The organism is Nocardioides sp. B-3 (assembly GCF_024703895.1).
Taxonomy (GTDB): Bacteria; Actinomycetota; Actinomycetes; order Propionibacteriales; family Nocardioidaceae; genus Nocardioides.
Window position 1 is genome coordinate 501,704 of sequence record NZ_CP087968.1, and the last position, 20,139, is coordinate 521,842.

20 protein-coding genes, 2 tRNA genes and 8 pseudogenes are annotated in these 20,139 nt (G+C 70.5%); 4 read left to right on the forward strand and 26 right to left on the reverse strand.

Annotated features, from left to right (window positions below; translation table 11 throughout):
• Positions 1–20: 20 nt before the first annotated feature.
• The gene (locus LP418_RS03360; protein WP_257955231.1) at positions 21–1,049 is read right to left on the reverse strand and encodes a rod shape-determining protein; all 1,029 of its coding nucleotides are present in this window, start codon (positions 1,047–1,049) and stop codon (positions 21–23) included.
• A gap of 130 nt (positions 1,050–1,179) precedes the next feature.
• Here LP418_RS03360 and LP418_RS32260 point away from each other — a divergent pair.
• Both LP418_RS32260 and LP418_RS32265 read left to right on the forward strand, forming a co-directional pair.
• Positions 1,180–1,446 (forward strand): annotated as a pseudogene (locus tag LP418_RS32260) (DUF937 domain-containing protein); the annotation flags it as partial.
• A 19-nt stretch (positions 1,447–1,465) separates the two neighbouring features.
• The gene (locus LP418_RS32265; RefSeq protein WP_442940220.1) at positions 1,466–1,747 is read left to right on the forward strand and encodes a DUF937 domain-containing protein; all 282 of its coding nucleotides are present in this window, start codon (positions 1,466–1,468) and stop codon (positions 1,745–1,747) included.
• 125 nt (positions 1,748–1,872) lie between these two features.
• Here LP418_RS32265 and LP418_RS03370 read toward each other — a convergent pair whose 3' ends face one another.
• From LP418_RS03370 to LP418_RS32275, 3 genes and pseudogenes are all read right to left on the reverse strand, one after another.
• Entirely contained in the window at positions 1,873–2,187 is a 315-nt protein-coding gene (locus LP418_RS03370) for a nucleoside-diphosphate kinase (protein WP_442940221.1), read from the reverse strand.
• Between the two features lie 58 nt (positions 2,188–2,245).
• Positions 2,246–2,299: pseudogene (locus tag LP418_RS32270) on the reverse strand (nucleoside-diphosphate kinase); the annotation flags it as partial.
• Positions 2,296–2,994 carry a pyridoxamine 5'-phosphate oxidase family protein gene (locus tag LP418_RS32275; protein WP_442940098.1) on the reverse strand — a complete coding sequence of 233 codons (699 nt, stop codon included), beginning with the start codon at positions 2,992–2,994 and terminating at the stop codon, positions 2,296–2,298. The gene LP418_RS32275 and the pseudogene LP418_RS32270, both read right to left, overlap by 4 nt.
• Positions 2,995–3,065: 71 nt before the next feature.
• On the opposite strand from LP418_RS32275, the pseudogene LP418_RS03385 reads away from it, so the two are divergent.
• Positions 3,066–3,923: pseudogene (locus tag LP418_RS03385) on the forward strand (aminotransferase-like domain-containing protein); the annotation flags it as partial.
• A 428-nt stretch (positions 3,924–4,351) separates the two neighbouring features.
• On the opposite strand, the gene LP418_RS03390 reads toward LP418_RS03385, so the two are convergent.
• Genes LP418_RS03390 through LP418_RS03405 form a run of 6 tightly spaced genes read right to left on the reverse strand, consistent with a single transcriptional unit; the run spans position 4,352 to position 7,011 of the window.
• Positions 4,352–4,834, reverse strand: coding sequence for a DUF4233 domain-containing protein (locus LP418_RS03390; RefSeq protein WP_257955233.1), 483 nt, complete (start codon positions 4,832–4,834; stop codon positions 4,352–4,354).
• A complete protein-coding gene (locus LP418_RS30245) occupies positions 4,831–5,496 on the reverse strand; it encodes a glutamate ligase domain-containing protein (RefSeq protein WP_336275892.1) in 666 nt (221 codons plus the stop codon). The genes LP418_RS03390 and LP418_RS30245 overlap by 4 nt, the downstream gene beginning before the upstream one ends.
• Complete coding sequence (locus LP418_RS30250) at positions 5,445–5,927, reverse strand: hypothetical protein (RefSeq protein ID WP_336275893.1); 483 nt, start codon at positions 5,925–5,927, stop codon at positions 5,445–5,447. The genes LP418_RS30245 and LP418_RS30250 overlap by 52 nt, the downstream gene beginning before the upstream one ends.
• Positions 5,924–6,196: a hypothetical protein gene (locus tag LP418_RS30255; protein WP_336275894.1), complete on the reverse strand. Its 273-nt coding sequence runs from the start codon at positions 6,194–6,196 to the stop codon at positions 5,924–5,926. Before LP418_RS30255 ends, LP418_RS30250 begins: the two co-directional genes overlap by 4 nt.
• A 12-nt stretch (positions 6,197–6,208) precedes the next feature.
• Positions 6,209–6,454: a GNAT family N-acetyltransferase gene (locus tag LP418_RS03400; RefSeq protein WP_257955234.1), complete on the reverse strand. Its 246-nt coding sequence runs from the start codon at positions 6,452–6,454 to the stop codon at positions 6,209–6,211.
• Entirely contained in the window at positions 6,451–7,011 is a 561-nt protein-coding gene (locus tag LP418_RS03405) for a hypothetical protein (RefSeq protein WP_257955235.1), read from the reverse strand. Before LP418_RS03405 ends, LP418_RS03400 begins: the two co-directional genes overlap by 4 nt.
• Positions 7,012–7,195: 184 nt before the next feature.
• On the opposite strand from LP418_RS03405, the pseudogene valS reads away from it, so the two are divergent.
• Positions 7,196–9,823: pseudogene (gene valS, locus LP418_RS03410) on the forward strand (valine--tRNA ligase).
• A gap of 15 nt (positions 9,824–9,838) precedes the next feature.
• Here the strand turns inward: valS and LP418_RS03415 are convergent.
• The 16 genes and pseudogenes from LP418_RS03415 to LP418_RS03480 form a co-directional block, all read right to left on the reverse strand.
• Positions 9,839–10,186, reverse strand: a complete 348-nt coding sequence (locus tag LP418_RS03415) for a hypothetical protein (RefSeq protein WP_257955236.1) — start codon at positions 10,184–10,186, stop codon at positions 9,839–9,841.
• A 408-nt stretch (positions 10,187–10,594) separates the two neighbouring features.
• Positions 10,595–11,880 (reverse strand): annotated as a pseudogene (clpX, locus tag LP418_RS03420) (ATP-dependent Clp protease ATP-binding subunit ClpX).
• Positions 11,881–11,997: 117 nt separating this feature from the next.
• Positions 11,998–12,610, reverse strand: a pseudogene (locus tag LP418_RS03425) (ATP-dependent Clp protease proteolytic subunit).
• 5 nt (positions 12,611–12,615) lie between these two features.
• Complete coding sequence (locus LP418_RS03430; RefSeq protein ID WP_257956884.1) at positions 12,616–13,221, reverse strand: ATP-dependent Clp protease proteolytic subunit; 606 nt, start codon at positions 13,219–13,221, stop codon at positions 12,616–12,618.
• Between the two features lie 32 nt (positions 13,222–13,253).
• Positions 13,254–14,402: an esterase/lipase family protein gene (locus LP418_RS03435; RefSeq protein WP_257955237.1), complete on the reverse strand. Its 1,149-nt coding sequence runs from the start codon at positions 14,400–14,402 to the stop codon at positions 13,254–13,256.
• Positions 14,336–14,515 carry a hypothetical protein gene (locus LP418_RS03440; RefSeq protein WP_257955238.1) on the reverse strand — a complete coding sequence of 60 codons (180 nt, stop codon included), beginning with the start codon at positions 14,513–14,515 and terminating at the stop codon, positions 14,336–14,338. Before LP418_RS03440 ends, LP418_RS03435 begins: the two co-directional genes overlap by 67 nt.
• A gap of 112 nt (positions 14,516–14,627) precedes the next feature.
• Positions 14,628–15,119, reverse strand: a complete 492-nt coding sequence (locus tag LP418_RS30260) for a hypothetical protein (RefSeq protein ID WP_336276012.1) — start codon at positions 15,117–15,119, stop codon at positions 14,628–14,630.
• A gap of 118 nt (positions 15,120–15,237) precedes the next feature.
• Positions 15,238–16,020: pseudogene (tig, locus tag LP418_RS30265) on the reverse strand (trigger factor); the annotation flags it as partial.
• A gap of 59 nt (positions 16,021–16,079) precedes the next feature.
• Positions 16,080–16,152: transfer RNA gene (locus LP418_RS03450), tRNA-Pro, on the reverse strand.
• Positions 16,153–16,197: 45 nt separating this feature from the next.
• Positions 16,198–16,271, reverse strand: a tRNA-Gly gene (locus LP418_RS03455).
• Between the two features lie 85 nt (positions 16,272–16,356).
• Complete coding sequence (locus tag LP418_RS03460) at positions 16,357–16,926, reverse strand: PP2C family protein-serine/threonine phosphatase (protein WP_257955239.1); 570 nt, start codon at positions 16,924–16,926, stop codon at positions 16,357–16,359.
• Entirely contained in the window at positions 16,923–17,450 is a 528-nt protein-coding gene (locus LP418_RS03465) for a hypothetical protein (protein WP_257955240.1), read from the reverse strand. Before LP418_RS03465 ends, LP418_RS03460 begins: the two co-directional genes overlap by 4 nt.
• Positions 17,447–18,322 (reverse strand): Fpg/Nei family DNA glycosylase, encoded by an 876-nt coding sequence (locus tag LP418_RS03470; protein WP_257955241.1) that lies wholly within the window; start codon positions 18,320–18,322, stop codon positions 17,447–17,449. Before LP418_RS03470 ends, LP418_RS03465 begins: the two co-directional genes overlap by 4 nt.
• Positions 18,315–18,533 carry an RpiB/LacA/LacB family sugar-phosphate isomerase gene (locus LP418_RS32280; protein WP_442940099.1) on the reverse strand — a complete coding sequence of 73 codons (219 nt, stop codon included), beginning with the start codon at positions 18,531–18,533 and terminating at the stop codon, positions 18,315–18,317. Before LP418_RS32280 ends, LP418_RS03470 begins: the two co-directional genes overlap by 8 nt.
• Before the next feature lie 85 nt (positions 18,534–18,618).
• A pseudogene (locus LP418_RS32285) lies at positions 18,619–18,825 on the reverse strand (RpiB/LacA/LacB family sugar-phosphate isomerase); the annotation flags it as partial.
• Between the two features lie 371 nt (positions 18,826–19,196).
• On the reverse strand, positions 19,197–19,628 hold the full coding sequence (locus tag LP418_RS03480) for a hypothetical protein (protein ID WP_257955242.1): 432 nt from the start codon (positions 19,626–19,628) through the stop codon (positions 19,197–19,199).
• Between the last annotated feature and the right edge of the window lie 511 nt (positions 19,629–20,139).

Sequence of the window (20,139 nt, forward strand, 5' to 3'; positions counted from 1 at the left end):
GCCTCCCCCGAGCCCGGCCATCAGAATCGCCGTACGTCCGAGACGAGCACCTGCTGGAGCGCCTCGAACTCCTCGACGCACTTGCCGGCGCCGAAGGCGACGCTGGAGAGCGGGTCCTCGGCCACGTGCACAGGCATGCCGGTCTCGTGGCGCAGCCGCTCGTCGAGGCCGCGGAGCAGGGCACCGCCGCCGGTGAGCACGATGCCGCGGTCCATGATGTCGCCGGCGAGCTCGGGCGGAGTCTGGTCGAGCGTGCTGCGAACCGCGTCGATGATGTTGTGCAGCGGCTCCTCGAGCGCCCGGCGCAGCTCCGCGCTGGAGACGACGACGGTGCGCGGCAGGCCGGAGACCATGTCGCGACCACGGATCTCCGCCTCCGGCTCGTTGGGCAGTGGGAAGGCCGAGCCGAGGGTCATCTTCATCTCCTCGGCGGTGCGCTCCCCCAGCATCAGGGAGAACTCCTTCTTCATCCACGCGATGATCGCCCGGTCGAGGTCGTCGCCGGCCGTGCGCACGCTCATGCTGGTGACGATGCCGCCGAGGCTGATCACCGCGACCTCGGTGGTGCCGCCGCCGACGTCGACGATCATGTTGCCGGTGGCCTCGTGCACGGGCAGGCCGGCCCCGATGGCGGCGGCCATCGGCTCCTCGACGATGTAGACCTTGCGGGCGCCGGCCCGGTAGCCGGCCTCCTTGACCGCGCGCTGCTCGACCGCGGTGATGCCGCTGGGCACGCAGATCACCATCCGGGGCTTGGCGAAGTAGCGCCGGCGGTGCACCTGCTGGATGAAGTAGCGCAGCATCTGCTCGGTCGCCTCGAAGTCGGCGATGACGCCGTCCTTGAGCGGCCGGATGGCGGCGATGTTGTCAGGCGTGCGACCGATCATCCGCTTGGCCTCGTGGCCCACCGCGAGGACCTCGCCGGTGGTGGTGTTCATGGCCACCACGGACGGCTCGTCGAGCACGACGCCCTTGCCGCGGACATAGACCAGCGTGTTGGCGGTGCCGAGGTCCACGGCCATGTCACGGCCGACGAAACTAGAAGCCATCTGCGATGCCTCGCTGGGAGATGCGTGTGTACGGGGGAAGGTGGGCGCGGCACTTCTCCGACCCAAGGCTCAGGGTAGGTAGCGCTCCAGCCTGTTCCCGGGAGGACACGCGCGGCGCTAGGTTTCCTGCATGGCTGACATCAACGAGCTCCTCTCGACCCTGCCCATCGACCAGATCGCCTCCCAGCTCGGAGAGGATCCCGACGAGGTACGCCGTGCGGTTGACGTGGCCCTGCCCGCGCTGCTCGGCGGCCTCGAGGCCAACGCCGCCGACCCGGGTGGTGAGGCATCGCTCGCCGAGGCGGTCGCGCAGCACGACAACGACGTCGCCACGCCTCCGGTGGACGTCAACGACGTCGACGTGGCGGAGGGGCAGAAGATCGCCGCCCACATCTTCGGCGCCAACCAGGGACCGGGTGGTCAGCCAGCTCGGGTCGACCGGTGTCTCCAGCGGCCCGGTCTCCAAGCTGATCCCGATCCTCGCGCCCATCGTGCTGAGCTACCTCGCCAAGCAGGTCGGCGGCAAGACCGGCGCGCTCGGCGGAGCCGCCGGCGGCGGTGTCCTCGGCTCGATCCTGTCCAGCATCTCGGGCGGAGCCGCCTCAGGTGCCGGCACGCCGTCGTCCGCGGACAAGGGTGCCGGCTCGATCCTCGGCGACCTGCTCGGCGGGCTGCTGGGTGGTGGCCGCAAGGCCTGAAAACCTCCCTGACATGTGGTGGAGTCCCCGGATATCCGGGGACTCCTTCATGTGTCAGGGGTTGCAGCACCTGACATGTGCACGACTTCCCTGACCAGTCGCGCGACGAGGGGCCTTCGGCCGCGTCAGGCTCCGAGGTCGGGAAACCAGATGCCGATCTCGCGGGCGGCGGACTCGGGGGCGTCGGAGCCGTGGACGAGGTTCTGCTGGACCTTCAAGCCCCAGTCACGGCCGAGGTCGCCACGGATCGTGCCGGGGGCGGCGACGGTCGGGTCGGTGGCGCCGGCGAGCGAGCGAAAGCCCTCGATGCAGCGCTCCCCCTCGAGCACCATCGCGGCCACCGGGCCGGACAGCATGAACTCGACGAGCGGCTCGTAGAACGGCTTGCCCTCGTGCTCGGCGTAGTGCTCGGCGAGCAGCTCGGGCGTCGCCTCCCGCAGCTCGAGGGCGACCGGGGGCGTAGCCCTTCGCCTCGATCCGGCGGATCACCTCGCCGGTGAGGCCGCGGCGCACGCCGTCGGGCTTGACAAGGACAAGAGAGCGCTCGGTCATGGGCCGGAGCCTAGCGGGCAGCCGGGGCCCGGGCGCGAGCCACCACCTCGCCGGGTACCGCCCCGGCGGCGTCCGCGTCGGGGACCGGGGTTGCGGCCACCCGGAGGAGCGGGATGTGCCCGCCCCACCCACCGGCCGACACATCCTCCGGCTCGTCCCCCGGCCCGCCGGCGCGCTCCTTCATCGACGCCTCGTGGAGGGGTACGGCGACGACGGCGGTCGCGGCAAGCTCCTTGCGCGTGCTGGCCCGCAAGGTCGCCGCCCGCCCCGGGATCATGTGGTCGACGATGAGGTCGAGCGCGTGCTGGCGCTCGGACGCATCTTCGACCGGAGCGGCCCGTGCCGATGATCACCGCCGACCGGTAGTTCATCGAGTGGTGGAAGGCCGAGCGGCCGGCGACCAGCCCGTCGAGCTCCGTCACGGTGACGCACACCGTCGCGTCGGGGGCCGCGCGCAACCAGCCGGCCGCCACGGAGCCGTGCAGGTAGAGCGTGCCTCCGGCGTCGGGGCCGTCCGCGTCGACCGCGAAGGCGGTGGGCAGCACCACGGGGTGCTCCCCCATCACGACGCCGACGTGGGCGATCAGCGCGTCGCCGAGCAGGGCCATCAGCCGGCCACGGTCGGCCACGGCGCGGTTGCGGCCCCGCCCGATCGTGGTGCGGGCGGTCGGTTCGAGGGTCGTGGTGCTGTCCATGGCTACCATCGTGGCGCGACAGTGGCTTGCGTGCACGAGCCACTTCAACACCAAACAGACAGGCCACTTCCATGCTTCCGGTGACTCTCGACCGCGCCGACGGCCGACCGCTCGGCGTCCAGCTGGCTGACCGGGTCCGCCGGCTCGTGCTGGCCGGCACCCTCGCCCACGGCACTCGGCTGCCCAGCACCCGGCGGCTCGCGGCCGACCCGGGCGTCTCCCGGGCGGTCACCGAGCAGGCGTGGGACCAGCTGCGGGCGGAGGGCTGGCTCGAGGCGCGGCAGGGCGCCGGCAGCTGGGTCAGCGGCGGTCCCGGGCCCCGCCCTCCGACGTCGCGACCCGGGCGAAGGCCTCAGCCACGACGCCCGCTGGTCCCCCTCGACGCCGGCACGCCGTGGGTCGACACCCGCCACGACGCCGCCCGGCGCCGCGCCCGGCGCGAGGTCTCGTCGGCGACGCCGCCGCGCGGCTACGACGACGCTCGCGGGCTGCCGGAGCTGCGCGCGCTGCTGGCCGAACGGCTCGGCACGACCCGCGGGCTGGGCGTCGACCCTGACGAGCTGAGCATCACCGCGGGCACCACCGCCGGGCTCCGGCACATCCTCAACGCCCTGCCACGGCAGCCGGTCGTGATCGAGGACCCCGGCTACCGCGCCGCCGCCCTGACCGTGCGCGAGAGCGGGCGCGACGTCCGCGACCATCCGGCCCTGCTGCCGATCACGAATCTCTCCGAATGCGCGGCGGCGTACGTCACGCCGGCCCACCAGCACCCGCTCGGCCGGGTGATGCCCGCCGAGGACAGGCTGACGCTGCTGGCCGCCGCACGCCGCGACGGCGCCGTGGTGATCGAGGACGACTACGACTCCGAGTTCCGCTACGACGTCGCCCCGGTGCCGGCCCTCGCCTCGATCGACCCCGACGTGGTCGCCTACCTCGGCACCGCGTCGAAGTCGGTCCTGCCCTCGCTCCGGCTGGGCTGGATGGTGCCGCCGGCGTCCCTGCGTCCGGAGGTGGAACGGCACCGTGCGATCACCCACGACGCGCCCGCCCGGCCCCGTGCAGCGGGCGTTCGTGGCGCTGGTCCGCGACGGCTACCTCGACGCCGTGGTGCGCTCCGCGCGTCGGGTGTACGGCGAACGCGCCCCGCGCGTCGTGGCCGCGCTGTCGCCGTACGCAGAGCTGGCGGGACCCGTGGCAGGCATGTACTCCACCCGGTTGCTCCCCCACCGCAAGGCCGTGCGCGCCCGAGCGGCCGCCGAGGCGGCCGGATTCCGGGTCAACCTGCTCGCGGGCTACTGCCGCAGCGCCGAGCTGTCCGGGCTGGTCGTCGGGTTCGGCGGGCCGACCGACGAGGAGCTCAGAACGCGCGCTGGCCGTGCTGGTCGAGGCGCTCGCGGAGGACTGACGGGCAGTTCAGACCAGGGGCGGCGTCGGGTTCAGGACTACAGCGGGTTCTCGGCGCGGTACGCCGCCCGGGGGCCGCCTTCTCGCGCTCGATCTTGCGTCCGAGGTGATCGGCCGTGGCCCACAGGGCAGCGAAGATGCCGCCCAGCAGGAACATCATCGGGATCACGAAGCCGAGTCCGATCGCGGCGACCCGGATGACGTAGCCCGCGGTGTAGGCCCAAGGCGCCCGCAGCATGCCGGCCAGCAGCAGGCACGCGACCGCGAGCCCGACCCCCACGACGAGCGCGGTGCCGGTGGCGACGCCGGCGATCGTGATCATCACCGGGGTCGTCAGGCCGATGGTGATGGCCTCCGGGCAGAGCACCGCCGCGCACATGCCACGTCGGGGCGAGCGCTCGGTGTTCTGCGGTGCGGTGGCCTCGATGTCGCTCATCGACGCCCCTTCCGGACCAGCATCGAGCGAGCCTCCCCGACGGTGACCACCGAACCGGTGACCAGCACGGCTCCGGCACCGAAGGCGTCACCGAAGGCCTCGCCGGCCTCGGCCGGGGTCGCGGCCCGGTCGATCGCCTCGGCGAGGTCGGGCACGACGGTGACGCGGTCCTCGCCGTAGATCTCGATCGCGGCGGCGCCCGTGTCGGCGGCCGACATCGAGCGCGACGTGGAGTTCTGGGTGCAGATGAGGTGGTGGAAGTGCGGCTCGAAGGCGGCGAGCACGCCATCGGCGTCCTTGTCACCCATCACGCCCATCACGCCGATCAGCGGCGAGAAGCTGAAGGAGTCCTCGAGCGCCTCGGCCGTGGCCTCGGCGCCGTGCGGGTTGTGGGCCGCGTCGAGCACGATCGTCGGGCTGCGACGAATGATCTCGAGCCGCCCCGGGCTGGTGACCTCGGCGAAGGCGGCGCGCACGATCTCGGCATCGAGCGGCTCGCCGTTGCCGAAGGCCTCCACCGCGGCGAGCGCGACGGCGGCGTTCTGGGCCCGGTGGGCGCCGTACAAGGGCAGGAAGACGTCGTCGTAGCGACCGCGCAGGCCCTGCAGGCTCAGCATCTGGCCGCCGATGGCGGGCACACGCGAGATGACCCCGAACTCCATGCCCTCGCGCGACGGTCGCGCCGACCTCGACGGAGCGCTCGAGCAGCACCGCGGCGACGTCGGGCGTCTGCTCGGCGAGGACGGCGTAGGAGCCCTCCTTGAGGATGCCGGCCTTCTCCCGGGCGATGGCGGCGACGCTGTCGCCGAGGTACTTCGCGTGGTCGACCGCGATCGGCAGCACGACCGCGACGTCGGCGTCGGCGACATTGGTGGCGTCCCAGCTGCCACCCATGCCCACCTCGATGACCGCGACGTCGACCGGCGCGTCGGCGAAGGCGGCGTAGGCCATCCCGACCATGGTCTCGAAGAACGACAGCGGGTGGTCCCGGGTCCTCGTCGACGAGGTGCGTGTACGCCGCAACGTCGTTGAACGCACGGACGAACTCCTCGTCGGTGAGCTGTTCCCCGTCGATGCTGATCCGCTCGCTCATCCGCTCGAGGTGCGGGCTGGTGAAGCGGCCGGTGCGCAGGTCGAGCGCGCGAGCAGCTGCTCGATCATCCGGCTGGTGGAGGTCTTGCCGTTGGTGCCGGTCAGGTGGATCACCCGGAAGGACCGCTGCGGCTCCCCGAGCAGCTCGGTGAAGGCGCGGATCCGGTCCGGGCTCGGCTCGAGCTTGGTCTCGGGCCAGCGGGACAGCAGGGCGTCCTCGACTTCGGCGTAGGTCTCGGCCGGGCGGGCGTGTGCGGTGTCGTCACTCATCTCGTGGCGAGTCTAAGGGGCCTCGATGACCGGGTGAGCCATGTCGACGACCGGTCGGTAGCCGAGCGACTCGTAGATCTTGTTCGACGTCGGGTTGGCCCGATCGGTGAACAGGCACATCCGGTGCCCCGCCTCGAGACCGAGCCGGGTCAGCTCGCCCACGACGTAGGACGCGATCCCGGCTCCGCGGTGCTCGCGCGGGGTGAAGACGGGGCCGACCCGCGAGACGCCGTAGGACGGCAGGCTGCGTCCGGTCACGTGCGCGACCTCGCCCGACGGCAGCTCCCACAGCCACTCGGCGCCCTCCCGGATCCGCACGAGGACGCTCTCCGGGTGTTGTGCTCACCGCTGGAGAGGTCGGGCTCCCGGCCGGCCTGCTCGTCCGCCTCGATGTGGAAGGCGGTGAACCACTCCAGCACCAGCACGGCGTCGTCCTCGGTCGCCCGGCGCAGTCGTCCGGGCGGTGGCGGCGGCACCGTGACCTCCGTCGCCTCCCACAGCCGGATGGAGTGGTGGACCTCGGGGTCACCGCCGGCCAGCCCGGCCGTCTCGGCCGCGATCACCTCGACCGCCGGGAGCGCGCCGTTGACGCCGCCGAGCACCTCGCCCCGCTCGTGCAGCGCGACCGCCAGCGCTCGTGCGGCCTCGTCGGACATGGGCAGCGCGAAGATCGGATAGGGCTTGAAGGGCGCGGTCCGCATGGCGACGCTGACCACCTTCCCGGCCTCGTCCCGCACGGCCAGCCACCAGCGCTCGAAGGGAGCGCCGACCTCGGACCGGGAGTCGATCCCGTCGACGATCTCGCGCGCCGGCACGGTCGCTGACCCCGGCGATCACCGTGCCCAGCACGGGGCTCGGCCGCCAGCAGGTCGCCGGCAGCGGCGAGGAAGGCGGCGGGGTCGGTGAAGAACTCAAGGTCCATGGCGCAACGCTAGTCACCGGTGACCACGGGTGGTAACTCGTTTTCGCAGGCCAGAGCGGCGTCAATAGACTGCGCACATGACTGACACCAGCCCTGAGCCCGAGTCCACGACGTCCGCACGCCGCGACGTCGTCGTACCCGACAAGGCCGTGCTCGAAGGGCTCGAGGCCACATGGTCGCAGCGCTGGAAGAACGACGAGACCTACAAGTTCGACCGCACGGCCACGCGCGCCGACGTCTACTCCATCGACACCCCGCCGCCGACCGTGAGCGGCAGCCTGCACGTCGGGCACGTCTTCTCCTACACGCACACCGACCTGATCGCGCGCTACCAGCGGATGACCGGCAAGAAGGTCTTCTACCCGATGGGCTGGGACGACAACGGTCTCCCCGACCGAGCGCCGCGTCCAGAACTACTTCGGCGTCCGCTGCGACCCGAGCCTGCCCTACGACGAAGACTTCACGCCGCCCGAGAAGCCCGACCCGAAGAAGCAGGTCCCGATCAGCCGGCCCAACTTCATCGAGCTGTGCGAGCGGCTCGTCGAGGAGGACGAGCTGGTCTTCGAGTCGCTGTGGCGCACCCTCGGCCTCAGCGTCGACTGGTCCGAGAACTACACGACGATCGGTGCCAAGTCGCAGAAGGTGAGCCAGACCGCGTTCCTGCGCAACTTCGCGCGTGGTGAGGCCTACCTCCGGGGAGGCGCCGACCCTGTGGGACGTCACCTTCCAGACCGCCGTCGCCCGGGCCGAGCTCGAGGCGCGCGACTACCCAGTGCCTACCACCGCGTGGCCTTCCACCGGCCCGACGGCGAGCCTGACCAAGAAAATTTGGTGTGGATCGAGACCACCCGTCCCGAGCTGATCCCGAGCGTCGTCGCGCTGATCGCGCACCCCGACGACGAGCGCTACCGGGCGCTCTTCGGCACGACGGTGACCAGCCCGGTCTTCGGCGTCGAGATCCCGGTCCTCGCCCACCCGGCGGCCGAGCCCGACAAGGGCGCGGGCATCGCCATGTGCTGCACCTTCGGTGACCTCACCGACGTCACGTGGTGGCGCGAGCTCAACCTCCCGGTCCGCACCCCGGTCGGTCGGGACGGGCGGATGCTCCGCGAGACCCCGGAGTGGCTCTCGAGCGAGGCCGGCGTTACGGCGTACGAAGAGCTCAAGGGCAAGACGACCTTCAGCGCGCGAGGCCGTCGTGGCCGCGCTGCGCGAGTCGGGCGACCTCGACGGTGAGCCGAAGGCCACCCAGCGGATGGCCAACTTCTATGAGAAGGGCGACAAGCCGCTCGAGATCGTGGCCACCCGTCAGTGGTACATCCGCAACGGCGGCCGCGAGGCCGACGTCCGAGCCGAGATGCTCGAGCGCGCCGACGAGATCACCCGGCTGCCGAGCCACATGAAGCACCGCTATGACAACTGGGTCGGCGGCCTGAACGGCGACTGGCTGATCTCGCGCCAGCGGTTCTTCGGCATCCCGTTCCCGGTGTGGTACCCGCTCGACGAGGCCGGCGACCCCGACTACGACCACCCGCTGCTCCCCCGCGAGGACGCGCTGCCGATCGACCCGTCGACGCAGGCACCCGAGGGCTTCGACGAGGCGCAGCGCGGCCAGCCCGGCGGCTTCATGGGCGACCCCGACGTCATGGACACGTGGGCGACGTCGTCACTGACGCCGCAGATCGCGGGCGGCTGGCTCACCGACGAGGACCTCTTCTCGCGGGTCTTCCCCTACGACCTGTGCACCCACGCGCACGACATCATCCGCACGTGGCTGTTCAGCCGGATCGTGCGGGCCCACTTCGAGCAGCACGCCTCGCCGTGGACGCACGCGATGATCTCCGGATTCATCGTCGACCCCGATCGCAAGAAGATGTCGAAGTCGAAGGGCAACGTCGTCGTCCCGACCGAGATCCCGGACAAGTACGGCGCCGACGCTGTCCGCTGGCGGGCCGCCCCGGGCCCGCCCGGGTGCTGACTCACCGTTCGACGAGTCGCAGATGAAGATCGGCCGCCGGCTGGCGATGAAGGTCCTCAACGCGTCGAAGTTCGTGCTCGGCAACGTCGGCGCGACCTCGCTCGACCACTTCGCCGTCAGCGCGCCGATCGACTGCGCGCTGCTCGGCCGCCTCGAGGTGGTCACCCGCAAGGCGACCGAGGCGTTCGACGCCTACGACTACACGACCGCCCTCGAGGTCACCGAGAAGTTCTTCTGGGAGTTCTGCGACGACTACCTCGAGCTGGTCAAGGAGCGCGCCTACGACGAGGACGGCGGCACGGCCACCCACTCGGCGAAGGCCGCGCTGGCGATCGCGCTGCACGTCCAGCTGCGGCTGCTCGCGCCGTTCCTGCCCTACGTCACCGAAGAGGTCTGGTCCCGGTGGCAGGACGGCTCGATCCACCACGCCGCTTGGCCCACGCCGGCCGACCTCGGCTCGGCCGCTGCGGCCGACCCGACGGCCGTGACCGCCGTCGCGGCCGCACTGATGGGCGTCCGGGGTGCCAAGTCGAAGGCCAAGGTCTCGATGAAGGCCGAGCTCTCCCGCGTGGAGATCACCGGGCCGCCGGCGCTGCTGGCCGGCGTCGAGTCCGCCGCCGACGACCTGCGCCGGGTCGGCAAGATCACCGGCGAGCTGATCTTCACCCCCGACGAGAGCGCGACGGAGATCTCGGTCTCCGCCGACCCGGCAGAGGTCGCGTCCTGACCTGAGGCGCCGCGCCTAGGGCGTGGGTACGGCCGTCGGGGACTCACCCGGCACCGTGTCGTGCTTCTCGACCTTCGCGGCCTCCCGGGCAGCGACCTCGAGGGCCTTGTCGGCCTCCTTGGCGGCCTTGGCGGCGTCCTTGGTGTCCCCGTCGAGGGCCTCGTCGGCCTTCTTCAGCGCGCGCCGGGCATCCCCGGCCTCCTCCCGGGCGGCCTTGCGGGCCGCCACGACGTCGGGCTGGGCGCCCTTGTCCTTGGTCTTGACCGGGTGTGGGGGCGGAGTCGGGGTCGGCGTCGGCGTCGGGGTGACGGCCGGGACCGGCACGATCGTGGGCTGGGCCGCGGGGTGCACGACGGCGGTCACGGTGGGCGTCGCGGTCGCGGACGGTACGGCGAGCTCGGGGGCTCAGCCCGTGCGCCCCGGAGGCGATCGAGGGAGCCACGGCGGCCGCGGTGTCTCGCACGGTGACCGTGGCGTCGTTGTGCGCAGCAGCAGCGACGGGTTGGGACGGACCGAAGAGGCCGATCAGGGCGTCGGTGCGGATGCCGTGTCCCAGCATCACGGCGCAGACGATCGACACCAGCACGAATGCAACCAGCGGCCGTCTGTGCTCTGCGCTCACCCGGGATCCCCTTTCCGAACCATGAAGTCAGGGGTCATTCTCCCCTGCCCCAGACCCCACATCGTCCGATCGGGCCAAAAATGACTAGAAAGGACTACGTCCGACCCACCCCGGTCGGGTCAGGTCGGACGTAGTGTCTTCGAGCTGCGTCAGGCGGACTTCTTCTTCTTCGACTCCGACTCGCGGGGCACCGGGGTCGGAGACACGTCGTCGAGGACGACTTCCCGGGTGACGATCACCTTGGCGATGTCGTCGCGCGAGGGCACCTCGTACATCACGTGGAGGAGGACCTCCTCGATGATCGCGCGCAGGCCGCGGGCACCGGTGCCGCGCTCGAGGGCCTTGTCGGCGATCGAGGTGATGGCGTCGTCGGTGAACTCGAGCTCGACCCCGTCGAGGTCGAAGAGCTTCTGGTACTGCTTGACGAGGCGCGTTGCGCGGCTCGGTGAGGATCTGGACCGGGGCCTCGTTGTCGAGCTTGGTGACGCTGGCGATGAGCGGGAGCCGGCCGATGAACTCGGGGATCAGGCCGAACTTGGTGAGGTCCTCGGGCCGCACCAACGCCATCAGGTCGTCGGAGTCGCGCTCGGCCTCGCCGCGCACGTCGGCGGTGAAGCCGAGGGTCTTCTTGCCCACCCGCTGCTCGACGATGTTCTCCCGGGCCGGCGAACGCACCACCCACGATGAACAAGATGTTGGTGGTGTCGATCTGGATGAACTCTCGGTGCGGGTGCTTGCGACCACCCTGCGGCGGCACCGAGGCGGTGGTGCCCTCGAGCATCTTCAGCAGCGCCTGCTGGACACCCTCGCCCGACACGTCGCGCGTGATCGACGGGTTCTCCGCCTTGCGGGCCACCTTGTCGATCTCGTCGATGTAGATGATGCCGGTCTCGGCCTTCTTGACGTCGTAGTCGGCGGCCCGGATCAGCTTGAGGAGGATGTTCTCCACGTCCTCTCCGACATAGCCGGCCTCGGTCAGCGCCGTGGCATCAGCGATCGCGAAGGGCACGTTGAGCATGCGCGCCAGCGTCTGGGCGAGATAGGTCTTGCCGCACCCGGTCGGACCGATGACCGGGATGTTGGACTTGGCCACCTCGACGGCCTCGTCCTTGGTGTGCTTGCCGGCAACCGGCTGCAGCCCCGCCCGGACGCGCTTGTAGTGGTTGTAGACCGCCACCGCGAGCGCCTTCTTGGCGTGCTCCTGCCCGATGACGTAGGCATTGAGGAACTCGAAGATCTCCCGCGGCTTGGGCAGCTCGTCGAGGCTCACCTCGCCGCCATCGGCGAGCTCCTCCTCGATGATCTCGTTGCAGAGCTCGATGCACTCGTCACAGATGTAGACGTTGGGTCCTGCGATGAGCTTCTTGACCTGCTTCTGGCTCTTCCCGCAGAAGTTGCACTTCAGCAGGTCGCCGCCGTCACCGATTCGAGCCACGGGTTGATCCTCCGGTCCTGCCGGGCTGCGTTCCCGGCCTTGCAAACTCCCTGACGGTACCCCGCGCCGGCCCCATCTGGGGGCCGGACACGGAGCAAGGTGACACTGTCATGCGACCTAGCTCGTGAGAGCCGGGATGGCCTTGCGCGACTCGAGCACCGCATCGATGAGGCCGTATTCGACGGCGCCCTCGGCGGTGAGGATCTTGTCGCGCTCGATGTCGCGACTGACCTGCTCGATGTCCTTGCCGCTGTGGTCGGAGATCATCTTCTCCAGCAGCTCGCGCATCCGGAGGATCTCGTTGGCCCGGATCTCGATGTCGGAGGTCTGGCCGAACGTGCCCTCGGTGTAGGGCTGGTGGATCAGGATCCGGCTGTTGGGCAGCGCCGGGCGCTTGCCCGGGGTGCCGGCCGCCAGCAGGATCGCGGCGGCCGAGGCGGCCCGGCCCCGGGCAGACGGTCTGCACGTCGGGCTTGATGAAGCGCATCGTGTCGTAGATCGCCGTCAGCGCGGTGAACGAGCCACCGGGGCTGTTGATGTAGATGCTGATGTCCCGGTCGGGGTTCATCGACTCCGGGGACAGCAGCTGGGCCATCACCGCGTTGGCGACGTCGTCGCTGATCGGGGTGCCGAGGAAGATGATGCGCTCCTCGAACAGCTTGGTGTAGGGGTCGATCCGACGGAAGCCGTAGGACGTGCGCTCTTCCCACTGGGGGATGTAGTAATTCATCGGGATCAGCCCTTCTGCCGCGCGGGGCGGCCTTCGTCGGCAGCTTCGCGGGCGTTGGTGACGACCTTGTCGACGAGGCCGTACTCGACCGCCCGGTCGGCGGTGAACCAGCGGTCGCGGTCGGCGTCGGCGACGACCCGGTCGACCGACTGGCCGGTGTGCTCGGCGATCAGGTCGAGCAGCACCTTCTTGATGTGCAGCGACTGCTGCGCCCGGATCTTGATGTCGGAGGCGGAGCCACCCATGCCCGAGGAGGGCTGGTGCATCATGATCCGCGCGTGCGGCAGGGCGTAGCGCTTGCCCTTGGTGCCGGCGCACAGCAGGAACTGGCCCATCGAGGCGGCCGGGCCCATGCCGACCGTGGCCACGTCGTTGGGGATGTAGTTCATGGTGTCGTAGATCGCCATGCCGGCGTCGACGGAGCCGCCGGGGCTGTTGATGTGCAAGAAGATGTCGGCCTCGGGGTCCTCGGCCGAGAGCAACAGCAGCTGGGCGCAGATCGCGTTGGCGTTCTGGTCGCGGACCTCGGAGCCGAGGAACACGATCCGCTCGCGGAGCAACCGCTGGTAGATGTGGTCGTCGAGGCCGTAGGTCCCGATGCCGCCGTTCATCTCGGGCGAGAGTGCTGGGCTGGAGTTCTGGTTCACGCGAGCGACATTAGCCCGAAGCACCGACAGTTCCACGCGTTATGCACCCCTGTTCGCCCACAGCGCACAGCGCGCCGCGCAGGGGCGTGTCGGTCGGTGCTCAGGTCAGCCACCGGGTCAGCGCCGCGGCGACCCGATCGTCGTTCAGCAGGTCGAAGTGGTGTCCGCGCAGGTGCAGCACCTCGCTGCCGGGGAAGAGGTCGCGCCCGCGGCGGTCCCGTCCGTACGCCGAAGCCTGCCGCACCAGCATGTCGCCGAAGAACGCACTGGCGGGGTGTCGCGGTGAGGACGCCGGGGTCGCGGAGACGAGGCGGTAGCGCGTGCGGCAGCGGGGCGAAGTCCTCGTCGAGGCCCTCGATCAGGTCGTCGACGCCGACCGAGCGCTGGTCCGGGATCCGCCCGAACCCGGCCACCTCGGGCAGCCGACCGAGCAGTCCGCTGCCCTGCTTGACCCCGCGCGCGAGGGGCGCGCCGAGGTGCGGGGTGCCGAGCGTGACGACATTGGTGACGCGCGATCGCCACGTCCACTCCCCCTGAACGGCCGTCGCCGCCCGGATGACCAGCCCGCCCATCGAGTGCCCGATCAGCGCCAGCTCGGTCACGCCGGTCGGCCAGTTCTCGACGAGGTGCTCGAGCAGGGCCGCGAGCGACGCGCCGTTGGTGCGCACGGACAGGCCGGTGTTCACGCGGAGCAGCACCGGCGTCCAGCCGAGGTCGGTCAGCTCGTCGGCGTACGTCGTGCCGCGTCGCTCGCGGTTGCGCTGCCAGTAGGCCTCGTTCTCGCAGAGCCCGTGCAGGAACACCGCCACCCGCCCCGTCGCCGTGGGGTACGCCGACGCGAGGCCGCCCGAGGTCAGCGACACGTCGCGTCCGTCCACCCGCGGGGCCATGGTGATCGCCGGGCGCGGCCGCTCCCGCTCGAGCCGGTCACCGATCAGTCCGTTGGCGGCCGAACGGACGAACCGTCCACGCGCTCCGGCCTCCATCACGGGTCCGGCACCGCTTCGGGCGGCCACGTCGAGGCCCGCTCCGAGCCCCTTGAGCGACAGTCCGACGCCGGTGTAGACGGACCCGGCGATCACGCGATGGCCGAGACCCGGGATCGCGCTCGGCGCGCCGAGCGACCGGTCGAGCACACCGTGCACGCGGTCGACCCGGGCCGGTGGGTGTCGCGGACTGTGTCCACCGGGACCTCGTCGGCGACGATCGCGAGGAGCGCGAGGGCGTCGAGGAGGCTCGGCTCGGTGCGAGTCGTCATGGGGCCACTCTAACCTTTTGAGTGAACAGATGTTCACTCACGGGTGCCGAAGCCTTCCGAAAACGCAACAGCGCCCGACGCCGGGGGCGTCGGGCGCTGCTTCAGGCGTGTGTCAGTCCTGCTCAGCAGCCTCAGTGGCGTCGGCGGGCGCCTCGGCGTCCACCTCGGCAGCGGGCTCGCCGATGCTGCCGTCGGGCAGCAGGTTGGCGAGCTCGACGACGTTGCCGGAGGCGTCCTTCACGACCGCACCCTCGACCGGGGTCGCCAGCGCCTTGCCGCGCAGGATCTCCTGCACCATGTCCGGGATGTGGTTGTGCTCGAACATGTGGTTGGCGAACTCCTGCGGGTCCTGACCCGACTGCTGCGCGCGGCGCACCGGGTGGCTCGAGAGGTCCTGCTGGTCGACGCCGATCTCTTCCTTCTTGGCGATGGCGTCGAGCACGAACTGCGCGGCGACGGCGTCGCGGACCCGGCGGTCGAGGTCGGCCTCGAACTCCTCGGTCGTCTGGCCCTCGTCCTCGAGGTACTTCTCCATGGTCAGGCCGGCGTACACCAGCTGCTGCTCGACGTTCTCGCGACGGGCGTTGAGCTCGTCGGTGACCATCGTCTCGGGCAGCGGCACGGAGACCTTCTCGAGCAGGGCCTCGAGGACGGCGTCGCGCGGCGGCGGCCTGCTCGAGACGCTTGCCCCGGCCCGGGCGCTCCTTGACGTCGGCGGTGAGCTCCTCGACGGTGTCGAACTCGGAGGCGAGCTGGGCGAACTCGTCGTCCAGCTCGGGCAGCTCCTGCTCTCGGACGGCGGTGACCTTGACGGTGACGTCGACGGCCTCGCCGATCAGGTCGCCGCCCACGAGCTCGGAGGCGAAGGTCTTTTCGTCGCCGGCAGCCATGCCGACCAGCGCCTCGTCGAGGCCGTCGAGCATGCCACCACGACCGACCTTGTAGGACATCCCGCTGACCTCGCCGCCCTCGACGGTCTCGCCTTCCTTGGTGGCCGTCAGGTCGATGGTCACGAAGTCGCCGTCGGCGGCCGCGCGCTCGACGTCGGCGAGGGTGCCGAAGCGCTCACGCAGCGCCCGGACCTGCTCGTCGACCTCGGCGTCGGACAGCTCGATGTCCTCGACCTGCGCCTCGAGGGCGTCGTACGCCGGGAGCTCGAAGTCGGGCTTGACGTCGACCTCGGCGGTGAACTCGAGGGCCTCGTTGTCCTCGAACTTGGTCACCTCGATCTCGGGCTGCGCGAGCGGCTCCAGCGAGTTCTCCTGCATGGCCTCGGCGTACTTCTGCGGGACGACCTCGTTGATCGCCTCGTCGAGCACGACGCCGCGCCCGACCTGTCGGTCGATGACCGCCGGCGGGACCTTGCCGCGGCGGAAGCCGGGGACGTTGATCTGCTGGGCGATCTTCTTGTACGCCTTGTCGAGGCTCGGCTTGAGCTCCTCGAAGGGCACCTCGATGGTCAGCTTGGCCCGGGTGGGGCTCAAGTTCTCGACGGCGCTCTTCACAGGTGGTCTCCTTCGTTGTCAGGGGTGACCCAGTCGTGGGTCGATATTGCAGGTTGCAGTCGGGGCGACAGGACTCGAACCTGCGGTCTCCTGCTCCCAAAGCAGGCGCGCTAGCCACTACGCTACGCCCCGCCAAGTGCGCCGAAATCGCCCGGTTGTGAGCGGTTCTGACTCCCTTGGAGCGGATGACGGGAATCGAACCCGCGTAATCAGTTTGGAAGACTGGAGCTCTACCATTGAGCTACATCCGCAGCGCGCAAATTGCGCGGTGTCATGGTGCCACACCGGGCCTGAACAGCCACAACCGCGGCCACTGGCCGAGCAGCGAGCGAGCGCTCAGCGGCGGTGCACGAGCAGCAGCGCGCGGTCGTCGTTGCGCGAGCCGATGGACTCGATGATGCGCTTCGCGCCGCCGTCGAACTCCCCGCGGAGCAGCTGTTCGGCTTGGCCCAGCATCTTGTCCACGCCGAGCATGATGTCGCGGTGCGGCGTCTCGACCATGCCGTCGGTGTAGAGCAGCAGCGCGTCGCCGCGACGCATGGTCCCCACGACGGGTTCGTACGTCGCCATGTCGATCAGGCCCGGGACAGGCCCCTCCGCCTCCAGCGTCGACCACCGGCCGGTCCCGGCCGTGCGCAGGGCGGCCGGGGGGTGGCCCGCCGAACGGATCTCGAACTGGCCGGAGCTCAGGTCGAGCGAGAGGTGGACCGCCGAGGCGAAGCCCTCCTCCCAGTCCTGACGCATCAGGAAGTCGTTTGCGGACTCCGGGAAGTCCTCGGGCGCCATCGCACCGAGCAGTCCGCCGAGGGCTCCGGACAGCAGCAAGGCGCGGGTGCCTGCACCCTCCCCCTTGCCTGACACGTCGACGACGACGAGGTCGAGCCGGTGGCCGTGTCGCGCCGTCACCACGAAGTCGCCGGCGAAGGGGTGCCGCCGGCGGAGCGCAGCTCACTGCCGACATACCAGTTGTCGGGGAGCTCGGGGATGCCGCCCCGGCGCAGGATTCGGTCGCGCAGGTCGACGAGCATCGACTCGCCCTGCAGCCCCGCGACGCCCAGCCGGGAGCGGCGGAAGCTCGCGAGCAGGATGATGAAGCCGAGCCCGAAGAGGATCACGACGGTGACGGCGGTGCGCTTCGTGATCTCGGGCTGCTGGGGCACGAGCACCGCGAGGATCAGCAGCGTCAGCACCACGAACCACGGAAGCTGCACGGGTCCCAGCACGAGGTTGGCCAGCACCAGCGGCACCACCATCGCGGTCAGCGGGATGTAGTCGGTGAACTGCCAGATGAGCACGCCGATCACGGCGGCGAGGGCGACCAGCATCGCGAGCATGCGCGACTCGTGCGGCAGGACACCCTGCAGCGCAGACTCGAATCGCTGGCCGATGGACGGCGCCGGCGCCGTTCGACCCTCCCGGTATGCCGTCATGTCCTCGGTCCTCGTGCGGATGCTGTGGAGGACTCTACGGCTCTGGAGCGGAACCGGGGCTGACATTGGGAACACCAGAAGCTGTTGCGTCCGACGAGGACCTCGGTGCGCACCGGGGAGCCGCAGACCGGGCAGGGCTGCCCGGTGCGACGGTAGACGTAGACCTCACCGCCGTGGTCGTCCCTGCGCGGATCTCTGCCCATCGCCTCGGGCGTGTGCTCGGGTCGAACCGTGTCGATCCGGTTGTTGATCACGCCCTCGCGCATCAGGTCGACGAGGTCAGCCCAGATCGTCCGCCACTGGCTGACGCGCACGGTGTTGCCGGGCCGCAACGGGTGGATCCGGTTCCTGAACAGCACCTCGGCGCGGTAGACGTTGCCGACACCTGCCAGCACCGCCTGGTCCATCAGCAGGTCACCGATCGGGCGGTGGCTGGCCTTGATCCGCCGCCGGGCACGGTCCGGGTCGGCGGCGGCGCGCAGCGGGTCGGGCCCGAGCCCGGCGACGATCTCGTCGCGTCTCGTCGGACCGATGAGCTCGCACTGCGTGGCGCCCCGCAGGTCGCCGTACGCCGAGAGGTCGGCGCGCACGATCCGCAGCCGCACCTGTCCGACCGGGAGCGGGACCTCGTCGACGCCGGTGTGCACGTCGAAGCCGCCGATCAGGCCGAGGTGGACGTGGACCGGGTGGTCGTGCTCGAACTCCACGAACAGGTGCTTGCCGGCGGAGTCGGCCCCGAGGAGGCGCGTGCCGTCGATGATCGCGGCGTCGGCCTCGAACCTGCCCTGCGGGCTGCCGACGCGCACGAGGCTGCCCTTGAACGCGGCGTCGAGGTCGTCGGCGAGCCGCCGGAGGGTGTGCCCCTCAGGCACCCGTGCTGCCCCGGAGGGCCGACTCGGGCAGCGGCGGCAGCTCGCCGCTGGTGTCGTACGTCGAGAGCTGGCCGATGCGACGCACGTGTCGCTCCTCGCCGCTGAACGCAGTGGTGAGGAAGACCTCGACGAAGCGGGTCATGTCCTCGACGGTGTGCATCCGGCCGCCGACGGAGACCATGTTGGCGTCGTTGTGCTCGCGCGCGAGCACGGCGGTCTCCTCGGACCAGACCGGGGGCGCAGCGGATGCCTTCGACCTTGTTGGCGGCCATCTGCTCGCCGTTGCCGGAGCCGCCGATGACGACGCCGAAGCTGTCCCGGCCGTCGGCGCGGTCAGCGGCGACGCCCTCCCCCCCGCGCAGGCAGAAGACGGGGTAGTCGTCGACCGCGTCGTAGATGAAGGGACCGTGGTCGACGGGCTCGTAGCCGTTGTCGACCAACCGGGTCATGAGGTGGTCCTTGAGTTCGAGGCCGGCGTGGTCGGAGCCGAGGTGTACGCGCATGGCCGCATTCTCTCAGCCGGCTCCGGGGATCACGACAGGTGTGGTCAGCGCGCCATCAGTGCATCGAGACCCACCGCCACAGCGGCCGGCTCTTGCTCTCGTCTGAGAAGAAGGTCACCTGCTCCTTGAAGGCCATCCGCTTCTGCTCGGCAAGGGCCATCAGGCGCACCGGGCTGAATGCGCGACCTTAGTCACCGATGCCTTGGGGGATGACCCTTGACATTCACATCCCCTCATGAGAGAATCGAGACATACGTTCGGATCGGCGAGAGGGGGTGGATCAGATGGCGTCACAGACGGACACCACGGCCCGGCAGGCCGGCGAACTGCACACGCTGGCACATCTCCTTGCGGACCTCACACCAAGCGGTCTACCGGCCGATCTGCTCGACCAGCTCGAAGCGTTGGAGCGGATCAAGTCCGCCGCCTCGGCCGCCCGGGTCGCGGTGACCACGGCGTTCGCGAATGTCGCCGAGGACGAACACACCCCTCCAACTGGGCTGCGCCCGCCGCCGCGGGCGATGTCGATCGGCGCCGAGATCGCGGTGGTGACGTTGGCCAGTCCCTACGCCGGTGAGCAACGCGTGCTCCTCTCGCGCCGACTCCACGATGACCTGCCGCTGACCCCGGCCGCGTTGGCCCGCGGTGAGCTGACAGAGGACCGCGCGTTCGCTCTCGCGCGCGAAGTCACGCACCTCACCCCCGACCAACGCAGGCTCGTCGATGCGGACCTGGACGGCCTGATGGGCGGCCTTGGTGATGGCCCGCTGCGGGAGGCAGTGCGGCGCTCGTGCTTGACCCACGCAGCGGACACCGAGACCCGCCGTTACCGCCGAGCCCGGGCAGACCGCCGCGTCACCACACGGACCCCGGACGACGGCACCGGACAGCTCACCGCCACTCTCACCCTCGAAACCCCGGCCGCAGTCCGGGCCGCCCTCGACGCTGACGCGGCCGCCGCCCGCGTAGCCGGTGACGAACGGACCGCAGGCCGGGTCCGTGCCGACACCCCGGCCGCCCGGATCACCGGCACGACCGACGCCGCCACCCCAGAGGTGCGAGTCAATCTGGTGATCGGGGTCGACTCTCTCTTCGGCAACAGCGCCGAACCGGGCCTCATCCCCGGCACCGGCTTCCTGCCCGCCGCACTGTGCATCGACTGGGTCCGCCGCGCCTCCGCCGCGGCGAAGGCAACCCTGCGTCGACTCTTCGTCACCCCGGAGGACCGGGCCTTGGTGGCGATGGAATCAGCAAGCCGCCGTTTCGACGGTCACCTCGCCGAGTTCCTCGACCTCCGAGACGGCGGCCGCTGCC